General features: G+C 62.0%; 14 protein-coding genes and 1 tRNA gene. 5 read left to right on the top strand and 10 right to left on the bottom strand.

The annotated features are described in order from the left end of the window. A partial coding sequence (locus tag ACW9HW_RS21355; RefSeq protein WP_457401674.1) for a hypothetical protein occupies positions 1-196 on the top strand: 196 nt, incomplete at its 5' end. Positions 197-200: 4 nt separating this feature from the next. Here the strand turns inward: ACW9HW_RS21355 and ACW9HW_RS21350 are convergent. The 7 genes from ACW9HW_RS21350 to fdnG form a co-directional block, all read right to left on the bottom strand. Further along, positions 201-296 (bottom strand) — tRNA-Sec (locus ACW9HW_RS21350). Positions 297-302: 6 nt separating this feature from the next. Beyond that, entirely contained in the window at positions 303-2,210 is a 1,908-nt protein-coding gene (gene selB / locus ACW9HW_RS21345) for a selenocysteine-specific translation elongation factor (protein ID WP_457401673.1), read from the bottom strand. Further along, a complete protein-coding gene (gene selA, locus ACW9HW_RS21340) occupies positions 2,207-3,637 on the bottom strand; it encodes an L-seryl-tRNA(Sec) selenium transferase (protein ID WP_457401672.1) in 1,431 nt (476 codons plus the stop codon). The genes selB and selA overlap by 4 nt, the downstream gene beginning before the upstream one ends. A gap of 118 nt (positions 3,638-3,755) precedes the next feature. Then, positions 3,756-4,697: a formate dehydrogenase accessory protein FdhE gene (fdhE, locus tag ACW9HW_RS21335; protein ID WP_095194253.1), complete on the bottom strand. Its 942-nt coding sequence runs from the start codon at positions 4,695-4,697 to the stop codon at positions 3,756-3,758. Between the two features lie 4 nt (positions 4,698-4,701). Continuing rightward, positions 4,702-5,370, bottom strand: a complete 669-nt coding sequence (locus ACW9HW_RS21330; RefSeq protein ID WP_095194252.1) for a formate dehydrogenase subunit gamma — start codon at positions 5,368-5,370, stop codon at positions 4,702-4,704. Further along, complete coding sequence (fdxH, locus tag ACW9HW_RS21325; protein WP_095194251.1) at positions 5,367-6,314, bottom strand: formate dehydrogenase subunit beta; 948 nt, start codon at positions 6,312-6,314, stop codon at positions 5,367-5,369. The genes ACW9HW_RS21330 and fdxH overlap by 4 nt, the downstream gene beginning before the upstream one ends. Then, positions 6,315-9,380, bottom strand: coding sequence for a formate dehydrogenase-N subunit alpha (gene fdnG, locus ACW9HW_RS21320; RefSeq protein WP_141232950.1), 3,066 nt, complete (start codon positions 9,378-9,380; stop codon positions 6,315-6,317). 335 nt (positions 9,381-9,715) lie between these two features. Here fdnG and ACW9HW_RS21315 point away from each other — a divergent pair, with 335 nt between their 5' ends. From ACW9HW_RS21315 to ACW9HW_RS21305, 3 genes are all read left to right on the top strand, one after another. Beyond that, entirely contained in the window at positions 9,716-10,870 is a 1,155-nt protein-coding gene (locus tag ACW9HW_RS21315; protein ID WP_457401671.1) for a MalY/PatB family protein, read from the top strand. 219 nt (positions 10,871-11,089) lie between these two features. After that, the gene (locus ACW9HW_RS21310; protein WP_095194247.1) at positions 11,090-11,947 is read left to right on the top strand and encodes an SDR family oxidoreductase; all 858 of its coding nucleotides are present in this window, start codon (positions 11,090-11,092) and stop codon (positions 11,945-11,947) included. Positions 11,948-12,184: 237 nt separating this feature from the next. Then, positions 12,185-13,549, top strand: coding sequence for a cation:proton antiporter (locus ACW9HW_RS21305; RefSeq protein ID WP_095194246.1), 1,365 nt, complete (start codon positions 12,185-12,187; stop codon positions 13,547-13,549). Here the strand turns inward: ACW9HW_RS21305 and ACW9HW_RS21300 are convergent. The 3 genes from ACW9HW_RS21300 to ACW9HW_RS21290 all read right to left on the bottom strand — a co-directional run bounded on the left by ACW9HW_RS21300 (position 13,527) and on the right by ACW9HW_RS21290 (position 19,477). Beyond that, positions 13,527-15,449, bottom strand: a complete 1,923-nt coding sequence (locus tag ACW9HW_RS21300) for a hybrid sensor histidine kinase/response regulator (RefSeq protein ID WP_095194245.1) — start codon at positions 15,447-15,449, stop codon at positions 13,527-13,529. The genes ACW9HW_RS21305 and ACW9HW_RS21300 overlap by 23 nt on opposite strands. 96 nt (positions 15,450-15,545) lie before the next feature. Further along, entirely contained in the window at positions 15,546-17,813 is a 2,268-nt protein-coding gene (locus ACW9HW_RS21295) for an ATP-dependent DNA helicase (protein WP_457401670.1), read from the bottom strand. Further along, a complete protein-coding gene (locus ACW9HW_RS21290; RefSeq protein WP_457401669.1) occupies positions 17,810-19,477 on the bottom strand; it encodes a VRR-NUC domain-containing protein in 1,668 nt (555 codons plus the stop codon). Before ACW9HW_RS21290 ends, ACW9HW_RS21295 begins: the two co-directional genes overlap by 4 nt. Positions 19,478-19,672: 195 nt before the next feature. On the opposite strand from ACW9HW_RS21290, the gene ACW9HW_RS21285 reads away from it, so the two are divergent. After that, positions 19,673-19,897 (top strand): YgdI/YgdR family lipoprotein, encoded by a 225-nt coding sequence (locus ACW9HW_RS21285; protein WP_095194243.1) that lies wholly within the window; start codon positions 19,673-19,675, stop codon positions 19,895-19,897. The last annotated feature ends 62 nt before the right edge of the window (positions 19,898-19,959 follow it).

The following is a 19,959-nucleotide window of genomic DNA, read 5'->3' as shown; positions in this document are numbered from 1 at the left end:
AGGCTCGCTCCCACAGGGGATCTTCAGCGGCCACAAACAGTGTGTGCGACACACATCGAAGGTGGGAGCGAGCCTGCTCGCGATGGCGGCAGTCCGGTCGACAATGCAGCGCCTGATCCACCGCCATCGCGAGCAAGCTTTGCTCCTGCAGAATCAGATCGAGGGGACAGCCGCGAACATCAGGTTGGTTGATTGAAAAGTGGCGGAAGGCAGCCGGAGTCGAACCGGCCCGGGAACGGATGCCGTCCCCAACCGGGTTTGAAGCCCGGCCGCGCCACCGGGCGCGATTGCCTTCCTGATTATCAGTGATCTGCTCGCCGGGCCAACGCATTGTCCTGGCGGATATGACGCTTGTCGCCAAACCGGCGGGTCAGGCCGAGCCGGTCGAAGTATTCGAGAATCTGAATGCTGCGCTTGCGCCCCAGGCCCACCGCATCGCGAAACGCCGCCACCTGGATCACCGGATTGGCGTCGGCCAGTTGCAACAGCATAGCCGCCAGACGACGGATCATCGTGTCGGTATAGAACAGATCCCGCACCACCTGATGCATCAGCCCCAGCCGGGCCATTTTGCGCAGCAGCGAGCGCACCGTGGCTTCGTCATGCCCCAGGTCGCGCACCCACGGCGGATCGAAGCCGCCCGCCTCGAACAACGGCTGCAATTGCTGCCACAGGCTTTCATCCTCTTCACTCAGGCGTACCTGATGATCGGGCCAATGCAGCCATGGCCCGCTGGCGGCGATGGCACCGCTGGCGAGCAATTCGTCGAGCAGGCTGATGAAGGTCGGGCGGTCGAGCGCCGTCCCGGTGAAACGGCGCAGACGATCACGGTCCGGACCCGTTTGATCCGGCTCCAGTTCATGAAAGCGCGCCAGGTGTTGCAGCAGATCGGCTTTCAGGGCCTGCCAGCAGGCAGCGTCGAACAACACCGGCCCTTGCCGCGTTTCGATCAAGCGCACGTCATCAGGCAACACCCAGCTTGTCCGCGGTTGATTGAACTGGCGCTCCAGTCGTTGGGGATCGAGTCCAGTCGCACTGTTGGCCAGCAGTACCGGCAGCAGGGTTTCCAGTCGAGCGCTGCTGGCCAACGCATGTAGCTGCACCATCCGTTGGGGACTGCGACGGTGCCGGGTCGGTGCGAACGGGTCGAGTACCCGTCCGCCGCCCAGTGTGCGTTGGGCACTCTGGTCGCGCAGGATCAACGGATCACCCTTCACGGCCTGCACCGGCCTATTGAGCAGGATTTGCGCGAACATCCTCTCGCCCGGCGCCAGGCTGGCGTATTCGAGCAAGGCCACGTGTCCGCTCACGTCTTGAGTGCCAATGTGCACATGCACCGGTTGGAAATGTTCAAAGGAACGGGGCTCACCGGGCAGTAACTGAAAGTCGATGTCCAGTCGTTGCGTCGGTGCGTACAGCCATTCGGCCACCAGCCATTGACCACGATGAATCTGCTCCAGTGCCAGGCGTTCGGCATGCAGGTTCAACGCGACGCGCTGGCCGGCCATGGCGCTTTCGGCGGTTTGATTCTGCGCATGCAAGCCCCTCACCCGTACCGGTTTTCCAAGGGGACCCAGCAGCAATGTATCGCCCACCGCCACCTGCCCGGACAGCGCGGTGCCGGTGACCACGATACCTGCTCCGGCCACGCTGAACGCCCGGTCGATCCACAGGCGAAAGCCGCCATCCAGGCTGCGTTGCTGCACGTCACGCTGGGCATCCAGCAAGGCTTGACGCAGGGTTGCGATGCCCTGGCCGGTCACGCTCGACAAGGCAATCAACGGCGCATCCGCATAGGGACCGGGCGCCAGCAAGGCGCTGATTTGCTCGCGCACGGCTTGCACCCGGGCAGGTTCGACCCGATCGCATTTACTGATGGCCACCAAGGCCCGCGGGATGCCGAGCAATTCGACGATCGCCAAATGCTCACGGGTCTGCGGCATCACACCGTCATCGGCCGCCACCACCAGCAGCACCAGATCGATGCCCTGCGCGCCGGCGAGCATGTTATGGGTGAAGCGCTCATGGCCGGGCACGTCGATGAAACCGCTCAAACCCGCGCCCGGTTCAAGCTCGGCGTACAGATAACCCAGGTCGATGGTCATGCCGCGTTCGCGCTCTTCCCGGCGTCGGTCGCCGGTCTGCCCGGTCAAGGCCTGGAGCAAGGCGGTCTTGCCATGATCGATGTGCCCTGCGGTGCCGACAATCACCCTGCCCGGTCCCCGATCTGCAACCGGTCAAGCTGCGCCAGCCACGCCGGTTCGTCGTCCAGTTGCCGCAAGTCCAGCCACAAGGCGTCGTCATCAATGCGCCCGAGCACCGGGATCGGCAAGCCGCGCAAGGATTCCTCCAAACCGTGCAGACAGCGCCCGCGAAGACGTTTGGAGCTATGCGGGCGCAGACACAGCGCGGCACTGGGCAAACGCGCCACCGGTTGGCTGCCACTGCCGATCATCCCCAGCGCCGGCACCGCACTGACGCTCCAGGCAGCGCCCAGCACCCGCGCCAGTGACGGTTGCAGGCGCTCAGCCTGGGCGAGGATCTCCGCCTGGGGCCGTGTCAGCAGACGCAGGCTTGGCAGGCGTTCGGCCAAACGATCCGGGTTGCGATACAGACCCAGCACGGCTTCAAGGGCGGCCAGGGTCAGCTTGTCGACACGCAGCGCGCGCTTCAGCGGATTTTTCTTGATCCGGGCGATCAGGTCCTTGCGCCCGACAATCAACCCGGCCTGCGGACCACCAAGCAACTTGTCACCGCTGAAGGTGACGATGTCGGCCCCGTCGAGCAAGGCCTGACGCACCGTGGGTTCGGCGGGCAGTCCCCAGCGCGTGAGGTCCAGCAGACTGCCGCTGCCCAGGTCTTCGAGCAGCGGCAAGCCATGTTGATGCGCCAGTTGTGCCAGTTGCGCCGTGGGCACCCGGGTGGTGAACCCCTGAATGTCATAGTTGCTCGCATGCACGCGCATCACCAGACCGCTGCGCGGGCCAATGGCGGCTTCGTAGTCGCGGGCGTGGGTACGGTTGGTGGTGCCGACTTCGTGCAGCTTGACCCCGGCGCGGGCCATGATGTCGGGAATCCGAAAGGCGCCGCCGATCTCGATCAGCTCGCCCCGGGAAATGATGCCTTCCTTGCGCGCCCCCAGACTGTTGAGGGTCAGCAACACAGCGGCGGCATTGTTGTTGACCACGGTCACCGCTTCGGCGCCGGTCAGCTCGCGGATCAACCCTTCGATCAGATCGTCGCGGTCACCGCGCTTGCCGCTGTGCAGGTCGAACTCCAGATTGAGCGGGTAGCGCGCGGCCATGTGTACGGCCTCGATGGCTTCCTCAGGCAGCAAGGCGCGGCCCAGATTGGTGTGCAGCACGGTGCCAGTCAGGTTGAAGACCCGGCGCACATGGCTGCGATGCTGATTGGCCAGGCGTTCTGCGACCCGGCCTGCCAGTACCTCGGGGCTGGTTTCAACGGCTTCGACCTGGCCCTGGCGTACGCTTTCCCGCACTTCATCGAGCAATTGCCGCAAAGCGGCCAGCAATGCCTCACGCCCGTAGCGCTCGGCCAAGGGGCCGTACGCCGGGTGGCGCAACAGGCTGTCAATGGAAGGCAGATGCGGGATTTGACTGGCAAGGCTTGCGGGCATCAGGCGCTCCGGAAAGCGAAGGGGTTGGAGGGCAGTGGTCAGTTTCGAGACTGGCGACGTCTGACCCGGCCCCTTCGCGAGCAGGCTCGCTCCCACATCCAGAGTGTAGACCCTGTACTCACTCGTCTCCCGGTGCAAGCAACAGATTCGGCGCCAGCCGCTGGTAGCCGTCCTGGGCCAGGCGCATGTCCAGCATCAGGCTGGCCAGGTCCGCCGACAGCGCTTCGGCGTGGGCGTCGTTTTCCAGATAGAGCAGCTTGAGATAGGCATTGCAGCCCGGACAGACCTCGGCCCGCAGCGGCGCCTGATTGGCGGCGTGGCGATCGTCTTCGAGGCTCAGGTACTCCAGGCCTTTGCTTTGCTCGCAATACACACACTTGACCCGCACCACGTGCCATTCACAGGCGCACAACGAACAGACCAGGTAGCGCAAACCGTTGTGCTTGCCGCGATTGCGGATGACGCCGGCCATGGCCGGCGAACCGCAGGCCGGGCACTGGCTCAGGCTGGTGCCTTGTGTCAGTTGCAGATTCGGCGTGCTCAGCAGCCAATGGCTCCAGGCGGTTTGCAAGGCCGCGCCGAGAAACGGCACCAAAGCTGCCGGCACCAGCGAATACTGGCCACTGACCAGTGCCACCGCCCAGGCCCGGCGGTGTCCGGGGGCGGCTTGACGCAAGGTGTCCAGCGCCTCGGCCACGGCGGGTTGCTCGGGGGCGGTGTAGCGTTGCAAAAAGGCATCGAAATAGGCCTGCCAATCGTCCTCGCGGCTCAGGCTGTCGGCGGCGAATGGCGGCAGTCCGTGTTGCAGGCACAGCTCGATGCGTTGTCGGTCGAGGGGCTCGCCGAGCGGCGGATCATCCAGCACTTGCTGTTGCGCCCGACACACCCCGGCCAGCAGCTGCAGGTAATCGGCCAGCGGATGTCTCACGTCCTGATGCCCTTGGGCCAGATACTCGAGGCGCTCGGCGCGCAGGCTGAACAGGTTGTGCGGCGGCAGGTGCAGAAACGGCGGCGAACCGGCCGCCGCTTCGATTTGTCCGGGTTCGAGGATGGTCGCCAAGTCGCTATCCTTTTTTATCCAAAGGCATTTTGTTCAACGGCGGCTCGGGGCGCTCGTCGCGGGTCACTTCCCGGTACCACAGTTCATGATGCCTGCGCGCCCAGGCGCGGCTGACCCAGCCATGCATCATCGCGCTGACCGAGCCTTTGATCCAGATTCCGGCGTAGATGTGCACGATGATGCTCAGGATCAGCACGAAACCGGCCAGTGCATGCAGCAGCATCGCCCAGCGAATGCTGGTAATGCCGAAGTACTCACTGAAGTACGCACGCCAGATCACCAACCCGGTGAACAGCAGCACCAGCATGCACAGCAGTAAAGTCCAGAACAGCAACTTCTGCCCCGGGTTGTACTTGCCGATCGGCGGTACACCCTCCTCCTCGTTACGCATCACCCGGTCGATGCGCCGCAGCCACAACCGGTCATTGCTGATGAAGTAATTGGCACGCCAGAACTGCACCACCAGGCCGAGAAACAGCAGGAACATCACCACGCCCATGAACGGGTGCAGGATGCGCGTCCAGGGGCCGCCGCCGAACAGATTGCTCAGCCAGAACAACGCCGGATGAAACAGCGCCAGCCCGGACAACCCGGCCATCAAAAACAGAATCGCCACCAGCCAGTGATTGGTGCGCTGGTTGGCGGTGTAGCGAAGGATCTGCTTGCGGATCATGATCGGTCCCCTGTCTTCGGAGGGTGCTTGGGATCATAGGTGTGCACCGCTGGATCGACTTCATGCACCGCCGGGTCCGGGCCGTGGGGCAGTTCATCCTCTTCGACCACCTGCGGCCCGACGCGCACGTAGTGGAAGAACCCGGCCAGCACCGCCGCGCCCATCGCCAGCAGCGCGAGGGGTTTGCTCAGGCCTTTCCACAGGCCGACCAGGGGGCTGATCACCGGGTCGCCCGGTAACCCGGCATACAGTTTCGGCGTGTCGGCGTGGTGCAGCACGTACATCACATGGGTGCCGCCGACGCCAGCCGGGTCGTACAGACCGGCGTTATCGAAGCCACGGCTCTTGAGGTCGACGATGCGTTCGGCGGCATGCTCCTTCATGTCTTCCTTGGTGCCGAACACGATGGCGCCGGTCGGACAGGTTTTCACACAGGCTGGCTCCAGCCCTACGGCCACCCGGTCCGAGCACAGCGTGCATTTGTAGGCCTTGTGATCCTTTTGCGATATGCGCGGAATGTTGAACGGGCAACCGGTGATGCAGTAACCACAGCCGATGCAGTGGTCCTGGTCGAAATCGACGATGCCGTTGGCGTGCTTGATGATCGCCCCGGGACTGGGGCACGCCGCCAGGCAACCGGGTTCGGCGCAGTGCATGCAACCGTCCTTGCGGATCAGCCATTCGAGGTTGCCGGCATCGGTTTCGTGCTCGGTGAAGCGCATCAGGGTCCAGGTTTCTGCGCTCAAATCCTGCGGATTGTCGTAGGTCCCCAGGTTATGGCCGACCTCGTCGCGCAGTTCGTTCCATTCCGAGCAGGCGACCTGGCAAGCCTTGCAGCCGATGCACTTGGTGGTGTCGATGAGCTTGGCGACTTCCTCCAGGTTACGTACCGAAGATGGCACGGTGGTGGTGGCCGAGCGGGCAATGATGTCTTGGCTGGCCATTTAGATTTTCTCCACGTTGACCAGGAATGACTTGGATTCCGGGGTCTGGGTGTTGCCATCGCCGAGGAACGGCACCAGGGTGTTGGTCAGGTAACCGTGGCGCGTGAGGCCGGTAAAGCCCCAGTGCAGCGGGATCCCGATCTGGTGCACCACCTGATTGTTGACCTGCAACGGCCGGATTCGCTTGGTCACCACCGCCACCGCTTCGATGTGCCCGCGCTTGCAACTGACGCGCACACGATCACCGGCGACGATGCCTTTCTCCTTGGCCAGCACTTCGCCGATTTCGACGAACTGCTCAGGCTGACTGATCGCGTTGAGCCTGCAGTGCTTGCTCCAGAAGTGGAAATGCTCGGTCAGCCGATAGCTGGTGGCGGCGTACGGGTAATCCTTGGCCACGCCGAGCGAGTCCCATACCGAATCGAAGACCCGTGCCGCCGGGTTGCTGGTGGCATTCTTGTTTTGCGGGTGCAGCGGGTTGATGCCGATCGGCGTTTCGAAAGGCTCGTAGTGTTCGGGGAACGGGCCTTCGTTCATCTTGTCGACGGCAAAGAAGCGCGCCACGCCTTCGGGGTTCATGATGAACGGATTCATCCCCGCTTCCGGCGCCACATCGGCCTTGTAGTCCGGCACATCGGTGCCGCCCCAGGCTTTGCCGTTCCACCACACCAGGCGTTTTTTCTCGTCCCACGGCTTGCCTTGCGGGTCGGCCGAGGCGCGGTTGTAGAGAATCCGCCGGTTGGCCGGCCAGGCCCAGGCCCAGCCTTGATGCTGATGCATGCCGAACGGATCGTTGTTATCGCGCCGGGCCATCTGGTTGCCCGTCTCGGTCCAGCTGCCGCAGAAAATCCAGCAACCGGACGCGGTGCTGCCATCGTCCTTGAGCTGTCCGAAGCCGGAGAGTTGCGCATTGGCCTTGATCGCCGCGCCCGTGGCGTCGGTGAAATCGGTGGTGGCGCTGCCGTTGATTTCTTTTGCCAGTTCCTCCGGTGAAGGCTCGTCGGCAATCTTGTAGGGCCACGACAGCTTGAGGATCGACTCGGCCCAGGCACCGCCGTTGGCCTGGTAACGCTGACGCAGGCGCAGGAACAACTCGCTCATGATCCGCACGTCGGTACGCGCCTCGCCCGGGCCGTCGGCACCTTTCCAGTGCCATTGCAACCAGCGGCTGCTGTTGACCAGCGAACCGTCTTCCTCGGCGAAACAGGTGGTGGGCAGGCGAATCACTTCGGTCTGGATATCGGCGCTCTTCACATCGTTGTACGGCCCGACATGCCGCCAGAACTCCGAGGTTTCGGTGGCCAGCGGATCCATCACCACCAGCCATTTGAGCTTGGCCAGCGCCGTCATCACCCGGTTCTTGTCGGGCAACGCGGCAATGGGGTTGAAGCCCTGGCACATGTAGCCGTTGACCTTGCCCTGGCCCATCAGGTCGAAGACCTTGAGGATGTCGTACTGGGGAATGTCCAGTTTCGGCAGGTAGTCGTAGCCCCAGTTGTTCTCGGCCGTGGCATTGGCGCCGTACCAGGCTTTCATCAGGCTGACATGGAACTTGCCGTAGTTCTGCCAATAGGACAGCTGTCCGGGACGCAGCGGTGTTTGCGTGCGTTTGACGATATAGGCCTGGTAATCCTGCTCGGCATCGCCGGGCAGCGTGAGGTAGCCCGGCAGCGAGTTGGACAACAGGCCCAGGTCGGTCAGTCCCTGAATGTTGGAGTGCCCGCGCAAGGCATTCACGCCACCGCCCGGCATCCCGACGTTGCCCAGCAGCAGTTGCACCATCGCCGCGCTGCGGATGATTTGCGAGCCGATCGAATGCTGGGTCCAGCCCAGGGCGTAGAGAATCGTCATGGTCTTGCCCGGTGTCGAGCACGTGGCGATTTCTTCCCAGATTTTCTGCATGGCATCGACCGGCATGCCGCAAATCTGGCTCGCCAGTTCGAGGCTGTAGCGGCTGTAGTGCTGTTTCATCAATTGATAGACGCAGCGCGGGTCCTGCAGGGTCGGGTCGACCTTGACGAAACCGTCTGCACCGAGTTCATAACCCCAGCCGGATTTGTCGGTATAGAGACGCTTGGCCGCGTCATAGCCACTGAAAATGCCATCCTCGAAGCCATAGCCGGCTTTGACGATGAACGACACGTCGGTGTAGTTGCGCACGTATTCGTGCTGGATCTTGTCTTCAGTCAGCAGGTAATTGATCAGCCCGCCCATGAAGGCGATGTCGGTGCCGGTGCGGATCGGCGCGTAATAGTCGGCCACCGAGGCGGTCCGGGTAAAACGCGGATCGACCACGATCAGCCGCGCCTTGTTGTGCGCCTTGGCTTCGGTCACCCACTTGAAGCCACATGGGTGCGCTTCTGCTGCGTTGCCACCCATCACCAGAACCAGATTCGCGTTGGCGATATCGGTCCAGGTATTGGTCATGGCACCACGGCCGTACGTCGGGGCAAGACTTGCCACCGTCGGGCCGTGTCAGACACGCGCCTGGTTATCAAACCCCAGCATGCCGAGACTGCGAATGACCTTGTGGGTGATGTAGCCCGCTTCGTTGGACGCCGCCGATGCCGCGAGGAAACCGGTGGTCAGCCAGCGGTTCACCGTCTGGCCCTGGGCGTTCTTCTCGATGAAGTTGGCGTCGCGGTCGGCCTTCATCAGGTCGGCGATGCGATCCAGCGCTTCATCCCAGGAAACACGCGTCCACTCGTCGCTGCCGGGTTTGCGCACTTGCGGGTATTGCAGGCGTCCGGGGCTGTGAATGAAGTCCAGCAGGCCGGCGCCTTTGGGGCACAGGGTGCCGCGGTTGACCGGGTGGTCGGCGTCACCTTCGATGTGAATGATGTTTTGCGCGACATTCTTGGCCGCATCGCCCTGGCTGTACATGATCAACCCGCAGCCGACCGAGCAATACGGGCAGGTGTTGCGGGTTTCATGGGTGTGGGCGAGCTTGAAATGACGCACCTGTTCGGCAAAGGCAGGCGTCGGGGCCATACCCAACGCGCCCAGGCTAGAGCCTGCAAGGCCGATACCGGCGACCTTGAAGAACTGACGACGGCTGAGGTCCATCGTGCACTCCTGATCAGGTGGAAATCCGGTGCTTTGCCGGATTTTTCTGGACAATCACGGTCGCGGCAGACGGGCTGCCGACATCTCAAACTTTAGTCAACACACTGACAATCTGTGTGAAAACCGACCGTCGGCCGTTTGTCGAACCCTGTGGGAGCGGGCTTGCCCGCGATAGCGGTCGGTCAGCCAACATCAATTTTGACTGTGCCGCCGTCATCGCTGGCAAGCCAGCTCCCACAGTGTGTGTGTTTTATGACTATTGTGCAGGCTCGCCCCCAAAGGGGATTGGCGCTTATCATGGCGCCATATCCAACCCTGCCGTTACGAGACCACGCATGACTTTCGATTTTGATCAGGTGTTCGACCGCCACAACACCGGCAGCACCAAATGGAGCCGCTACCCGGCCGACGTGTTGCCGATGTGGGTCGCCGACATGGATTTCGCCGCGCCACCGATGATCATCCAGGCCCTGCAAAAGCGTCTGGAACACCCGATGGTCGGCTACAGCGTAGCCCCGGACAACCTGCGCGAGACCATCGTTGCCGACCTGTGGAACAAGTACGCCTGGCGTGTCGAGCCGCAAGAACTGATCTTCCTGCCGGGGGTCGAGTCAGGCTTCAACATGGCGCTCAAGGCGCTGGTGCAACCGCAACAGAATGTCGTGGTGCAGGTCCCGAACTACCCGCCGCTGCGCCATGCGCCGGGCCATTGGGGCCTGAACAAGGTCGAGCTTAATTTCGACACGCAAGCGGACGGCACCTACGCCACCCCGCTGCACACCCTGAGCCAGTCGCTGCGAGGCGGTGGTGCCCTGCTGCTGAGCAACCCGCACAACCCGCTGGGCAAAGCGTTCCCTCGGGAAGAACTGCAAGCCATCGCCGACATCTGCCAGGAGCACGACGCCTGGATCATCTCCGACGAAATCCACGCCGAACTGTGCTTCGACGGGCGCAAACACATTCCGATGGCAACCCTGAGCCCACAAGTCGCCCAGCGCACCATCACCCTGATGTCGGCCAGCAAGGCCTACAACATCGCCGGGCTGAAAACCTCGTTCATGATCATTCAGGACCGCCACCTGCGCGAGCGGGTCAACCACGCCCGTTGCGGCATGGTCGACAGCGTCAACCCGCTGGGCCTGGAAGCCACCCGGGTGGCCTACAGCGAGGCCGGTCCCTGGCTGGCCGAGTTAAGCGCTTACCTGCAAGGCAACCGCGACTACCTGGTCGACGCCGTGCGCAGCCGCCTGCCGGGCATCACCATGAACGTGCCGCAAAGCACCTACCTGGCCTGGCTCGACTGCACGGCGCTGGGGCTGGACAACCCGCAGCAGTTCTTCCTCGAACAGGCAAAAGTCGGGCTGAGCCCGGGCCTGGATTTCGGCGATGACTGCAAACAGTTCGTGCGCCTGAACTTCGGCTGCCCACGGTCGTTGCTGGAGGAAGGGATCGCGCGGATGGAGCGTAGCTTGCGTCACCTCAAGGCCTGATACACCACAGATCCCCTTGTGGGGGCGAGCCTGCTCGCGAATACGGTGTATCAGTCTCCATCTTTGTTGACTGTGCCGACGTCTTCGCGAGCAGGCTCGCTCCCACAGGGGATTTGTGTGATTTGCGGAGTCCCGCAAGTCATCTGAAACCCAACCGAACTCCAGCCAAAAACCTACGGTCAACCCTTTGACTCCCCACGCTGAGACTGGAGATCAATGATGACCGACTATCCAAAACCACCCTTCCCCAAACAACAGCAGCCCGTCCCCGGCTCCCAGCGCAAAATGGACCCGTACCCGGACTGTGGCGAACAAAGCTATAAAGGCTCGGGACGCCTTGAGGGCAAGATTGCGCTGATCACCGGTGGCGACAGCGGGATCGGCCGTGCCGTCGCCATTGCCTTCGCCCGCGAAGGTGCCGATGTCGCCGTTGCCTACCTCGATGAACAGGAAGATGCCGAGGAAACCGCCCGCTGGGTCGAACAGGCGGGTCGGCAATGCCTGCTGCTGCCCGGCGACCTGGCGCACAAGGTGCATTGTCGGGCGCTGGTGGAAAAAACCGTCGAACACTTCGGCCGCATCGACGTGCTGGTCAACAACGCCGCGTTCCAGATGACCCATGAGAGCCTCGAGGACATACCCGATGAGGAATGGGTGATGACTTTCGACGTCAACATCACCGCCATTTTCAGGGTTTGTCAGGCTGCGCTGAAACACATGAAGCCCGGCAGTTCGATCATCAATACCAGTTCGGTCAATTCGGACATGCCCAACCCGACCCTGCTCGCCTATGCCACGACCAAAGGCGCAATTGCCAACTTCACCGCGGGCCTGGCACAAATGCTCGGGCCAAAGAATATCCGTGTGAACAGCGTGGCGCCGGGGCCGATCTGGACGCCCTTGATTGTCTCGACCATGCCGGAGGAAACGGTGCAGAACTTCGGTGGCAACACACCGCTGGGGCGGCCGGGGCAACCGGTGGAGGTTGCGCCGATTTATGTCCTGCTGGCCTCGGATGAAGGCAGCTACATCACCGGCCAGCGCTTTGGCGTGACCGGGGGCAAACCGATCCTTTGACGTCGGGGGTCTAATGAAAAATGGAACCCTTGGACGCGTCGAGTGCTCCACAGCTTACTCGGCCACGACGTGATCCTGTAGGAGCGAGCTTGCTCGCGATGGACTGAAGAGCGCCGCATTTAGCCAGTAAGCACGCGTTATCGTTAACGGCCATCGCGAGCAAGCTCGCTCCTACAGGTTTACGCCATGGCGGGGCTTTCGCTATCTGGAGGTCGTCATGTCCGCAGCTTTGCAGCCATGAGCTTTATCGCCTGGGTTGCGGTGTTGGGTGCCGTGCTGCTGACGCTGGCACTCACCTCGTCGTACCTGCGCTGGCTGCCGGTGACCACTTCGGCCGTGTGCCTGGCCCTCGGGGTGGCCATCGGGCCGGCGGGCCTGGGCTGGCTCAGGCTGGATATCAAGGATGCGGCGGTCTGGATGGAGCACCTGACGGAAGTGGCGGTGTTGTTTTCGCTGTTCGTCTGCGGGCTCAAGCTGCGACTGCCGCTCAAGGACAGGAAGTGGCGGGTGGCATTCGGCCTGGCGGGGCCGGTGATGCTCCTGAGTATCACCGGCGTCTGCCTGTTACTGCACTTTGCCTTCGGCCTGGCGTGGGGGCCGTCATTGCTGATCGGCGCGATTCTGGCGCCCACCGACCCGGTGCTCGCATCCCTGGTGCAGGTCAACGATGCCAAGGATGACGACCCGGTACGTTTCGGGCTCTCCGGCGAGGCCGGTCTCAATGACGGCATCGCTTTTCCGTTTGTGATCCTCGGTTTGCTGTTCTTGCAACAAGGCGAGGGTTCGTCCAGTGCCTGGCTGGATGATTGGGCGCTCAAACGTCTGTTATGGGCTGTGCCCGCCGGCTTGCTGATTGGCTACTGCATGGGACGCGGCATCGGGCGCCTGACCCTGTCGATGCGTATCCGCAATGCCGACAGCACCCTCTCCCCCAACGACTACCTGACGTTCGCCCTGATTGCGCTGGCCTATGTCGCAGCCGAGGCGGTTCATGGCTACGGCTTTCTCTCGGTGTTCGCCGCCGGTCTGGGCTTGCGTCGGGCCGAGGTCAAGTCAACGGGGCACACCCAACCGCCGGCCGAGCACTTGGTACAAGCGGTGGTCGGTCATCAGTATGTCGAGCCCGATGCCGCGGTGCATGGCGATGTGGCGAATCTGGAGGAGAGCCAGGTCGCCGCCGGCATCATGATCGGTGACATGCTGTCTTTCGGCGGCCTGGTCGAACGGGCCATGGAAGTGTTTCTGGTGACCCTGCTCGGAGTGGTACTGATCGGGCACTGGGACTGGCGTGCACTGGCGATCTCATTGGTACTGTTCTGCGTGATTCGGCCCCTGAGCGTCGCGCTCGTGCCTTGGGGCAGTTTGCTGAACGGCCGGCAACGTCTTTTGATCGGCTGGTTCGGGATTCGCGGTATCGGTAGTTTTTACTATCTGTTCTACGCCTTGAACCACGACCTCCCGACAGCAGTGGCCGGCCTGTGTACCGACCTTACGCTGTCGGTGGTGGCGCTGAGCATTTTGCTGCACGGCATCAGCACCCAGCCGATGCTGGCACGATACGAGCAACACAACCGCCGGCTCACTTCATCGTCGCTGCGATGATGTCCACCAGGTTTATCTGGGTAAAGGGTTTGGACAGGCGCGGGAGTCTGGCCGCAAAGCCATCCAGGCGTTCGGCATACCCCGTGGCAAGGATGATCGGCAGGTTCGGCATCATGATCTGGATGGCCTGCGCCAGTTGCGCACCATTCATTTGCGGCATGGCCATATCGGTGATGACCAGATCGAAGTGCTGCTCGCTTTTCAGTAACTGCAACGCCTGGGCAGCCGATTCGGCAATACTGACATGATGCCCCAGGTCTTCCAGCAACAGGCAGGTGCTGGTCAACACCAGGCTATCGTCATCGACCACCAGTACATTGAGTCGCTGAACCTGCGGTGCGTCCGGCTCCGTGGCCTGTCGTCCGGTCACCGAACCGGCCTTGGCCACCGGCAGCCAGAGTTCGGCGGTGGTGCCTTTGTCCTTCTCGCTTTTGAGCAGGAAGCGCCCCCCCATCTGTTCGATAAAGCCATGCACCATCGATAGCCCCAGTCCCGTCCCCTTGCCGACACCCTTGGTGGTGAAAAACGGGTCCATTGCCGAAGACAGGGTGGCGTCATCCATGCCTTCCCCTGTGTCTGTGACGGAAAAGCACACGTAGCGCCCCGCTGCCAGGGCTGAATGGGGATGATCCAGGACCACTTCCGTGCGCGTGCCAAGCACGAGGGTTCCGCCATTGGGCATCGCATCGCGCGCATTGGTCGCCAGGTTGAGAACCGCCAGCTCAAGCTGATTGACGTCGGCCAGCACCGGCTCGGGTTCTGGCGTAAAGCGGGTTTCGATTTTCACCGTAGGCCCCAGGGAGCTGCGCAAGAGTCCGGTGATGCCCTCCACCAGCTTCGGTATTTCGACGGCTTCGGCCTTGAGTTCCTGGCGCCGGGCAAACGCCAGCATGCGCTGGGTCAGGGAGACGCCACGCAAGGCGCCCTGGACGGCGTTGTCCAGCAGACGGGTCAATCTCGGATCGTCTGGCATGCGCTTACGGACGATTTCCAGATTGCCGAGAATCACGGTCAGCAAATTATTGAAGTCGTGGGCAATCCCGCCACTGAGCTGGCCGATGGCTTGCATTTTCTGCGCCTGGAACAGCGCCTCGCGGGTTTGCTCGAGAGTCTGCTGCGCTTGTGCCGCCTCGGTGATGTCGCGGGTGATCTTGGCGAACCCGAGCAATGTACCCGTATCCCCCCAGATCGGGTCCACCACCACATGGGCGAGAAAGCGCGTGCCGTCCTTGCGCAGGCGCCAGCCCTTGTTTTCGAACCGCCCTTCGCGCACCGCAACGTCCAGGGTGCGCAGCGGCTCGCCGGCTTCGCGATCCTCGGGGGTGTAAAACATCGAGAAATGCTTGCCGATGACTTCATCGGGCAAATAACCCTTGATGCGTTGGGCTCCCGGGTTCCAGTTGCTGACGCGCCCGTCCGGGGTAAGCATGTAGATGGCGTAATCGGTGACGCTTTGCACCAGCAAGCGAAATTGCTGTTCGCTTTGCTTGAGGGTTTCCTCGGCCATTTTGCGGTCGGTCAGGTCGCGGGTGATCTTGGCAAACCCCAGCAACCGGCCCGAAGGATCGCGGATCGGATCGATCACCACATGGGACCAGAAGTGCGTGCCGTCCTTGCGCACACGCCAGCCCTCGCCTTCGAAACGTCCTTCGCGAATCGCCGTGTCCAGCGCCCGTTGCGGCAATCCGGCCTGGCGATCCTCGTCGGTGTAGAACCGCGAGAAATGCTGACCGAGAATCTCGGCCTCCTCATACCCCTTGAACCGCCTGGCGCCGGCATTCCAACTGGTAATGATGCCGTCGGGATCAATCATGTAGATCGCGTAGTCGACCACCGCATCGATCAGCAGACGGAAGCGCGTCTCATCGCTCACGTCCACTTTGGTTCGATCCTCGCTCATTGGGTTCTCGCGTCATGATTGTTTTTCTGGAGTATGCGACAAACTGTCGATTTGAAAAGCCGAAACTTCGGCGCTCACCCGACCACCCTTGATGCCTCAAGCAAGCGATTTACCAATCGACCACCAGCGCGGCAGCAACTGTCTGACCTTGCTCTCGCCAAAGCGGTCATCGATCAGCATCACCACGCCCTGGTCCTGCTGGGTGCGGATCACCCTTCCGGCGGCCTGCACCACTTTCTGCACACCGGGAAACAGGTAGGTGTAATCGTAGCCGGCGCCAAAAATCGCGGCCATGCGCCCTTTCATCTGTTCGTTGACCGGATTGAATTGCGCCAGTCCCAGGGTGGCGATGAACGCGCCGATCAGTCGCGCACCAGGCAAGTCGATGCCCTCGCCGAATGCCCCGCCCAGCACCGCAAAACCGATGCCTTCGCTACCTTCGGTGAACTGATCGAGAAATTGCTGGCGTTGCGCTTCTGCCATGCCACGGGACTGCGACCACTGCCTGATCCCCGGATGTCGTTCGGCCAGCAACAGCGACACTTGCTGCAAATAATCAAAGCTGCTGAAAAACGCCAGGTAGTTGCCCGGGCGCTGGCCGAACTGGTTGGCGACCAACTCGACAATCGGCGCCACGGACGCCTGGCGATGGACGAACCGGGTGGATATCCGGCTGACGATGTGAACCTGCAACTGGTCGGCGTCAAATGGCGATTCGACGTCGATGCTCACGGTGTTCGCCGGCGTCCCCAGCAGATCGGCGTAATAGTGGCGCGGGCTGAGCGTCGCCGAGAACAGCACGGTGCTGCGTGCGGCCGTCAGGCGCGGCCCGATGAAGCCGGCAGGCACCACGTTACGCAGGCACAGCTGCGAGCGCTGTCGTTTGCGCTCAAGGTCGCGTTTGCTGATATCGAACAGGAAATGTTCGTCGAAGAGCTCAGCCACGCGGCTGAACTGCAACAAGTCGAAGTAAAAACCCAGGAGCGTACTGTCCAGCCCCTGCGGGTGATCGTTGAGGTAGTCGCCGATGCTGGCACTGCAGGCTGACATCGCCTGGAGCAGTTTTTCCGGGGTCTTGTCATAAGCCTGATAGGCGCCCTGCTGCTGATTATGCAGGGCGTTCCATTCGCGATTGACTCGCTGGAGGGGCTTTTTCAACGGCTCGGGAGCACTTTTTCGTACCGTGTCGAGGGTCGCCTGATCGAGGCTGGCGCTGTACATCTGGCGTGCGCGCTCCACCAGATTGTGGGCTTCGTCCACCAGCACCGCGACGTTCCACTGGTTGGCCTGGGCCAACCCGAACAGCAACGCGCTGAAGTCGAAGTAATAGTTGTAATCGGCAACGACCAGGTCGGCCCAACGGGCCATTTCCTGACTCAAGTAATACGGACATACCCCATGCGCCAGGGCGATCGTGCGCAATGCACTTTGATCCAGCAGGTTCAGTTCACTGGCGGCCTGGCGCGCGGCCGGCAAGCGGTCATAGAAACCCTGGGCCAAAGGGCAGGATTCGCCATGGCACGCCTTGTCCGGATGCTCGCAGGCCTTGTCCCGGGCAATCATCTCCAGAACGCGCAAGGGCGGGGCATCGGCACTGTCAATGATGACCTGCGCCGCATCCAGGGCCAGTTTGCGCCCCGGGGTCTTCGCCGTGAGAAAGAACACCTTGTCCAGCCGCTGTGGCGCCAGGGCCTTGAGCATCGGGAATAGCGTGCCGACGGTCTTGCCAATCCCCGTCGGCGCCTGGGCCATCAGGCAACGGCCGGTGCTGACGGCCTTGAACACCGATTCGGCGAGATGACGCTGCCCCGGTCGAAAATCGGCATGGGGAAACGTCAGCGCCTGCGCCGCCCGGTTGCGCCCCTCGCGATGGGCCATTTCCCGCTCGGCCCAGTGCAGGAACCGGGTGCAATGTTCTTCGAAGAATTGCTGCAGCTGCGGGGCGCTGAAAGTCTCGACCAGACAGGTTTCCTTTTCGCTGACGATGTCGAAATACACCAGCGCCAGGTTGATCTGGCCAAGCTCACGTTTGCGGCACATCAGCCACCCGTAGATTTTCGCTTGGGCCCAGTGCAGTTGACGGTGATTGGCCGGCTGCTTGCTCAAGTCGCCGCGGTAGGTCTTAACCTCCTCCAGGCAGTTTTGCGCGGGATCGTAGCCATCCGCCCGACCTTTGACCTTCAGATTCTGATAGAAGCCTTCGAGCGCGACCTCGCTCTGATAGCCCTCGCTGCGCCGGGACGCCACCGTGCGATGGCCGACGATGCCTTCCAGCGCGGTCGGCGACGGCGTGAAGCGCAGGTCGAGGTCGCCGACCTTGGCAGTGAACTCACACAGCGCCCGCACTGCGATGCTGTAGCTCAAGCGCCCTGCTCCGCCCATTGCACGTAGCACACGGCAATCGGCATGCAGTGCTCATGGCAGAACTCCAGCCAGCGCAGTTGGTTGTCCTGCAGACGATCCCCCGGGCCTTTGACTTCGATCATGCGGTAGGTTTTTTGCTCAGGCCAGAACTGGATCAGGTCCGGCATGCCGGCGCGGTTGGCCTTGATGTCGAGCAACAGTCGGTTGAACCAGTGCTTGAGGTGCTCGGCCGGCAAGCAGTCCAGGGCTAGCTCCAGCAATTCGTCGCTCAGTACGTTCCAAAAGACGAAGGGCGATTGCACGCCCCATTTTTCGCTATAGCGCCTGCGAATGGTCGACAGATAACGACCGTCGTCCAGTTCCGCCAGGCAGGCTTTGAACAGATCGGCCCTTCGCTCATGGAAGTCCTCGTTGAGCAAATCCACCGGACCGCGCTGGAACGGGTGGAAAAAGGCTCCCGGCAGCGGTGCGAAAATGGCTGGCCAGCACAACAGGCCGAAGAGTGAGTTGATCAGGCTGTTTTCGACGTAATGCACCGGCGCCGACGCTTGCGCCAGGTGCCCCTGAACGTAAAATTCCACCGACATCTCCGGGTCGGTCCTGGGCAGTTGCAGCTCCAGGCGCACCATTTCCCGCGCGGACGGACGCTTGACGGGTGGCCCGCCCAGCTTGCGCCGCAGCCGGGGCAACATGCGCAGCAATTGCTGTTGTTCGGCGGCGCTTTGTGGCGATTGTTCGGCCTGGGTGGCGAGGGCCAGGGCCAGTTCATATTCCCCGCAACGCTCCAGCACGCGGATCAACCGCTGACGCGAGCCCGGATAGGCGCATTGGCGGTACAACGCCAGCGCCATGGAGAAGTCCGCCATGCGTTCGCAATGCTGGGCGATCTGGAACAGCAGCTTGTCACGACGCCTTTGCAACCAGGGGTTGCTCAGCGTCAGCCCGTTGATCTGCTCGACCACCTCGACCACCGCCACTCCAGCCTCGAAGTGTTGCTGGTATTGATGAAGGAACATGCAGGCATCCACGTCCTCACGGCTGCGAAGCCCTCGGGAATCCGCGCAGAACTCGACTTTTTCGTAGGTAAAGATGCCCAGGTCGGCCAGCACGAACTCCGACCAGTCCTGGTAAAGATTGCCGAAAAACATCAAGCGCAAGCGATCGCAAAGGCCCATGATGGTCAAACTGAACAGGCGCTCGTTCAGCGACGGGCACCATTGAGCGAAGCTGCGCGACTCGGGAAATTGCTCGATCAGCGCCGGCAGCCAATCGAGCTTTTTGCCCTTGGGCTGCTCGATCGCGCTACCCAGGCATTCAACGATTTCGGCCTTGAGCAACAGCTCGAACACCTCCTCGACCGACAACGGCAGCTGTTCATCGACCCAACCCAGCGCCGCTAGCGGTTCGGCTGCGCTGGCGATGTCACCGATTTCAACGTAATGCAGTTTGCTGCACCTGAAATGAATGCCCTTGCGCATCACCATCCTGACCAGCAATGCCCGGGATTCACGGGGCAAGCCATTGAACGCGTCGATGAACCGTTGCTCCTCGACGCTCAACACATCGGCATAGCGATGCTGAAGCCAATCAAGCACTTGCATGAAGTTGTTCAAGTAATAGAACGGATCGTCGAGGGGGTTTGCGGTCACGGGAAAATGGGCCATGGCGAGCGAGTACTGGTTATGCGTACAGATACCAGCAACGCCCCGCCCGGTGCAATCGGAAAAGGATGGGCGGAGGCGTTGTCAGGAAATTTTTTCCGCCGCGTCGAACTTTCTGCCGATCCGTTGCACCAACCGCGATAGAGGTGCTGTCGAACGCGACAGTCGCTGCGTTTTTTTGAAGTGTTAGAGGTGGATATGAACATCAAGACTCTGGGTTTTCCCTTGGCGGCAGCGGCTTTTATGATGCTGACCGGGTGCTCCACGCCAACGGTGGTCACCCTACAGAATGGCACCCAGTATTTGACCAAGGACATGCCGAAAACCAAGACCAAGGACGGCTTCTTCGAATTCGAGGATATTTCCGGGGCGAAGGTCAAGGTCAAGGCTGATGAAGTGACCACGATTCGCCAGGAAGACTGACGACCGCGTTATCGTTCTTCGCGAGCAGGCTCGCTCCCACAGGGAGGCGTGTGATCCTTGTG

Source organism: Pseudomonas sp. SDO5532_S415 (genome assembly GCF_054071155.1).
Note: the sequence above shows the minus strand (reverse complement) of the source record. Positions and strands in the feature narration are given on the sequence as shown.

Bases quoted from the DNA above. Each gene is read 5' to 3' on its own strand.
- selA (WP_457401672.1), bottom strand. From the start codon at position 3,637: ATGCCCGCAAGCCTTGCCAGTCAAATCCCGCATCTGCCTTCCATTGAC.
- ACW9HW_RS21330 (WP_095194252.1), bottom strand. From the start codon at position 5,370: ATGATCCGCAAGCAGATCCTTCGCTACACCGCCAACCAGCGCACCAAT.
- fdxH (WP_095194251.1), bottom strand. From the start codon at position 6,314: ATGGCCAGCCAAGACATCATTGCCCGCTCGGCCACCACCACCGTGCCA.
- ACW9HW_RS21315 (WP_457401671.1), top strand. From the start codon at position 9,716: ATGACTTTCGATTTTGATCAGGTGTTCGACCGCCACAACACCGGCAGC.
- ACW9HW_RS21310 (WP_095194247.1), top strand. From the start codon at position 11,090: ATGACCGACTATCCAAAACCACCCTTCCCCAAACAACAGCAGCCCGTC.
- ACW9HW_RS21305 (WP_095194246.1), top strand. From the start codon at position 12,185: ATGAGCTTTATCGCCTGGGTTGCGGTGTTGGGTGCCGTGCTGCTGACG.
- ACW9HW_RS21300 (WP_095194245.1), bottom strand. From the start codon at position 15,449: ATGAGCGAGGATCGAACCAAAGTGGACGTGAGCGATGAGACGCGCTTC.
- ACW9HW_RS21290 (WP_457401669.1), bottom strand. From the start codon at position 19,477: ATGGCCCATTTTCCCGTGACCGCAAACCCCCTCGACGATCCGTTCTAT.
- ACW9HW_RS21285 (WP_095194243.1), top strand. From the start codon at position 19,673: ATGAACATCAAGACTCTGGGTTTTCCCTTGGCGGCAGCGGCTTTTATG.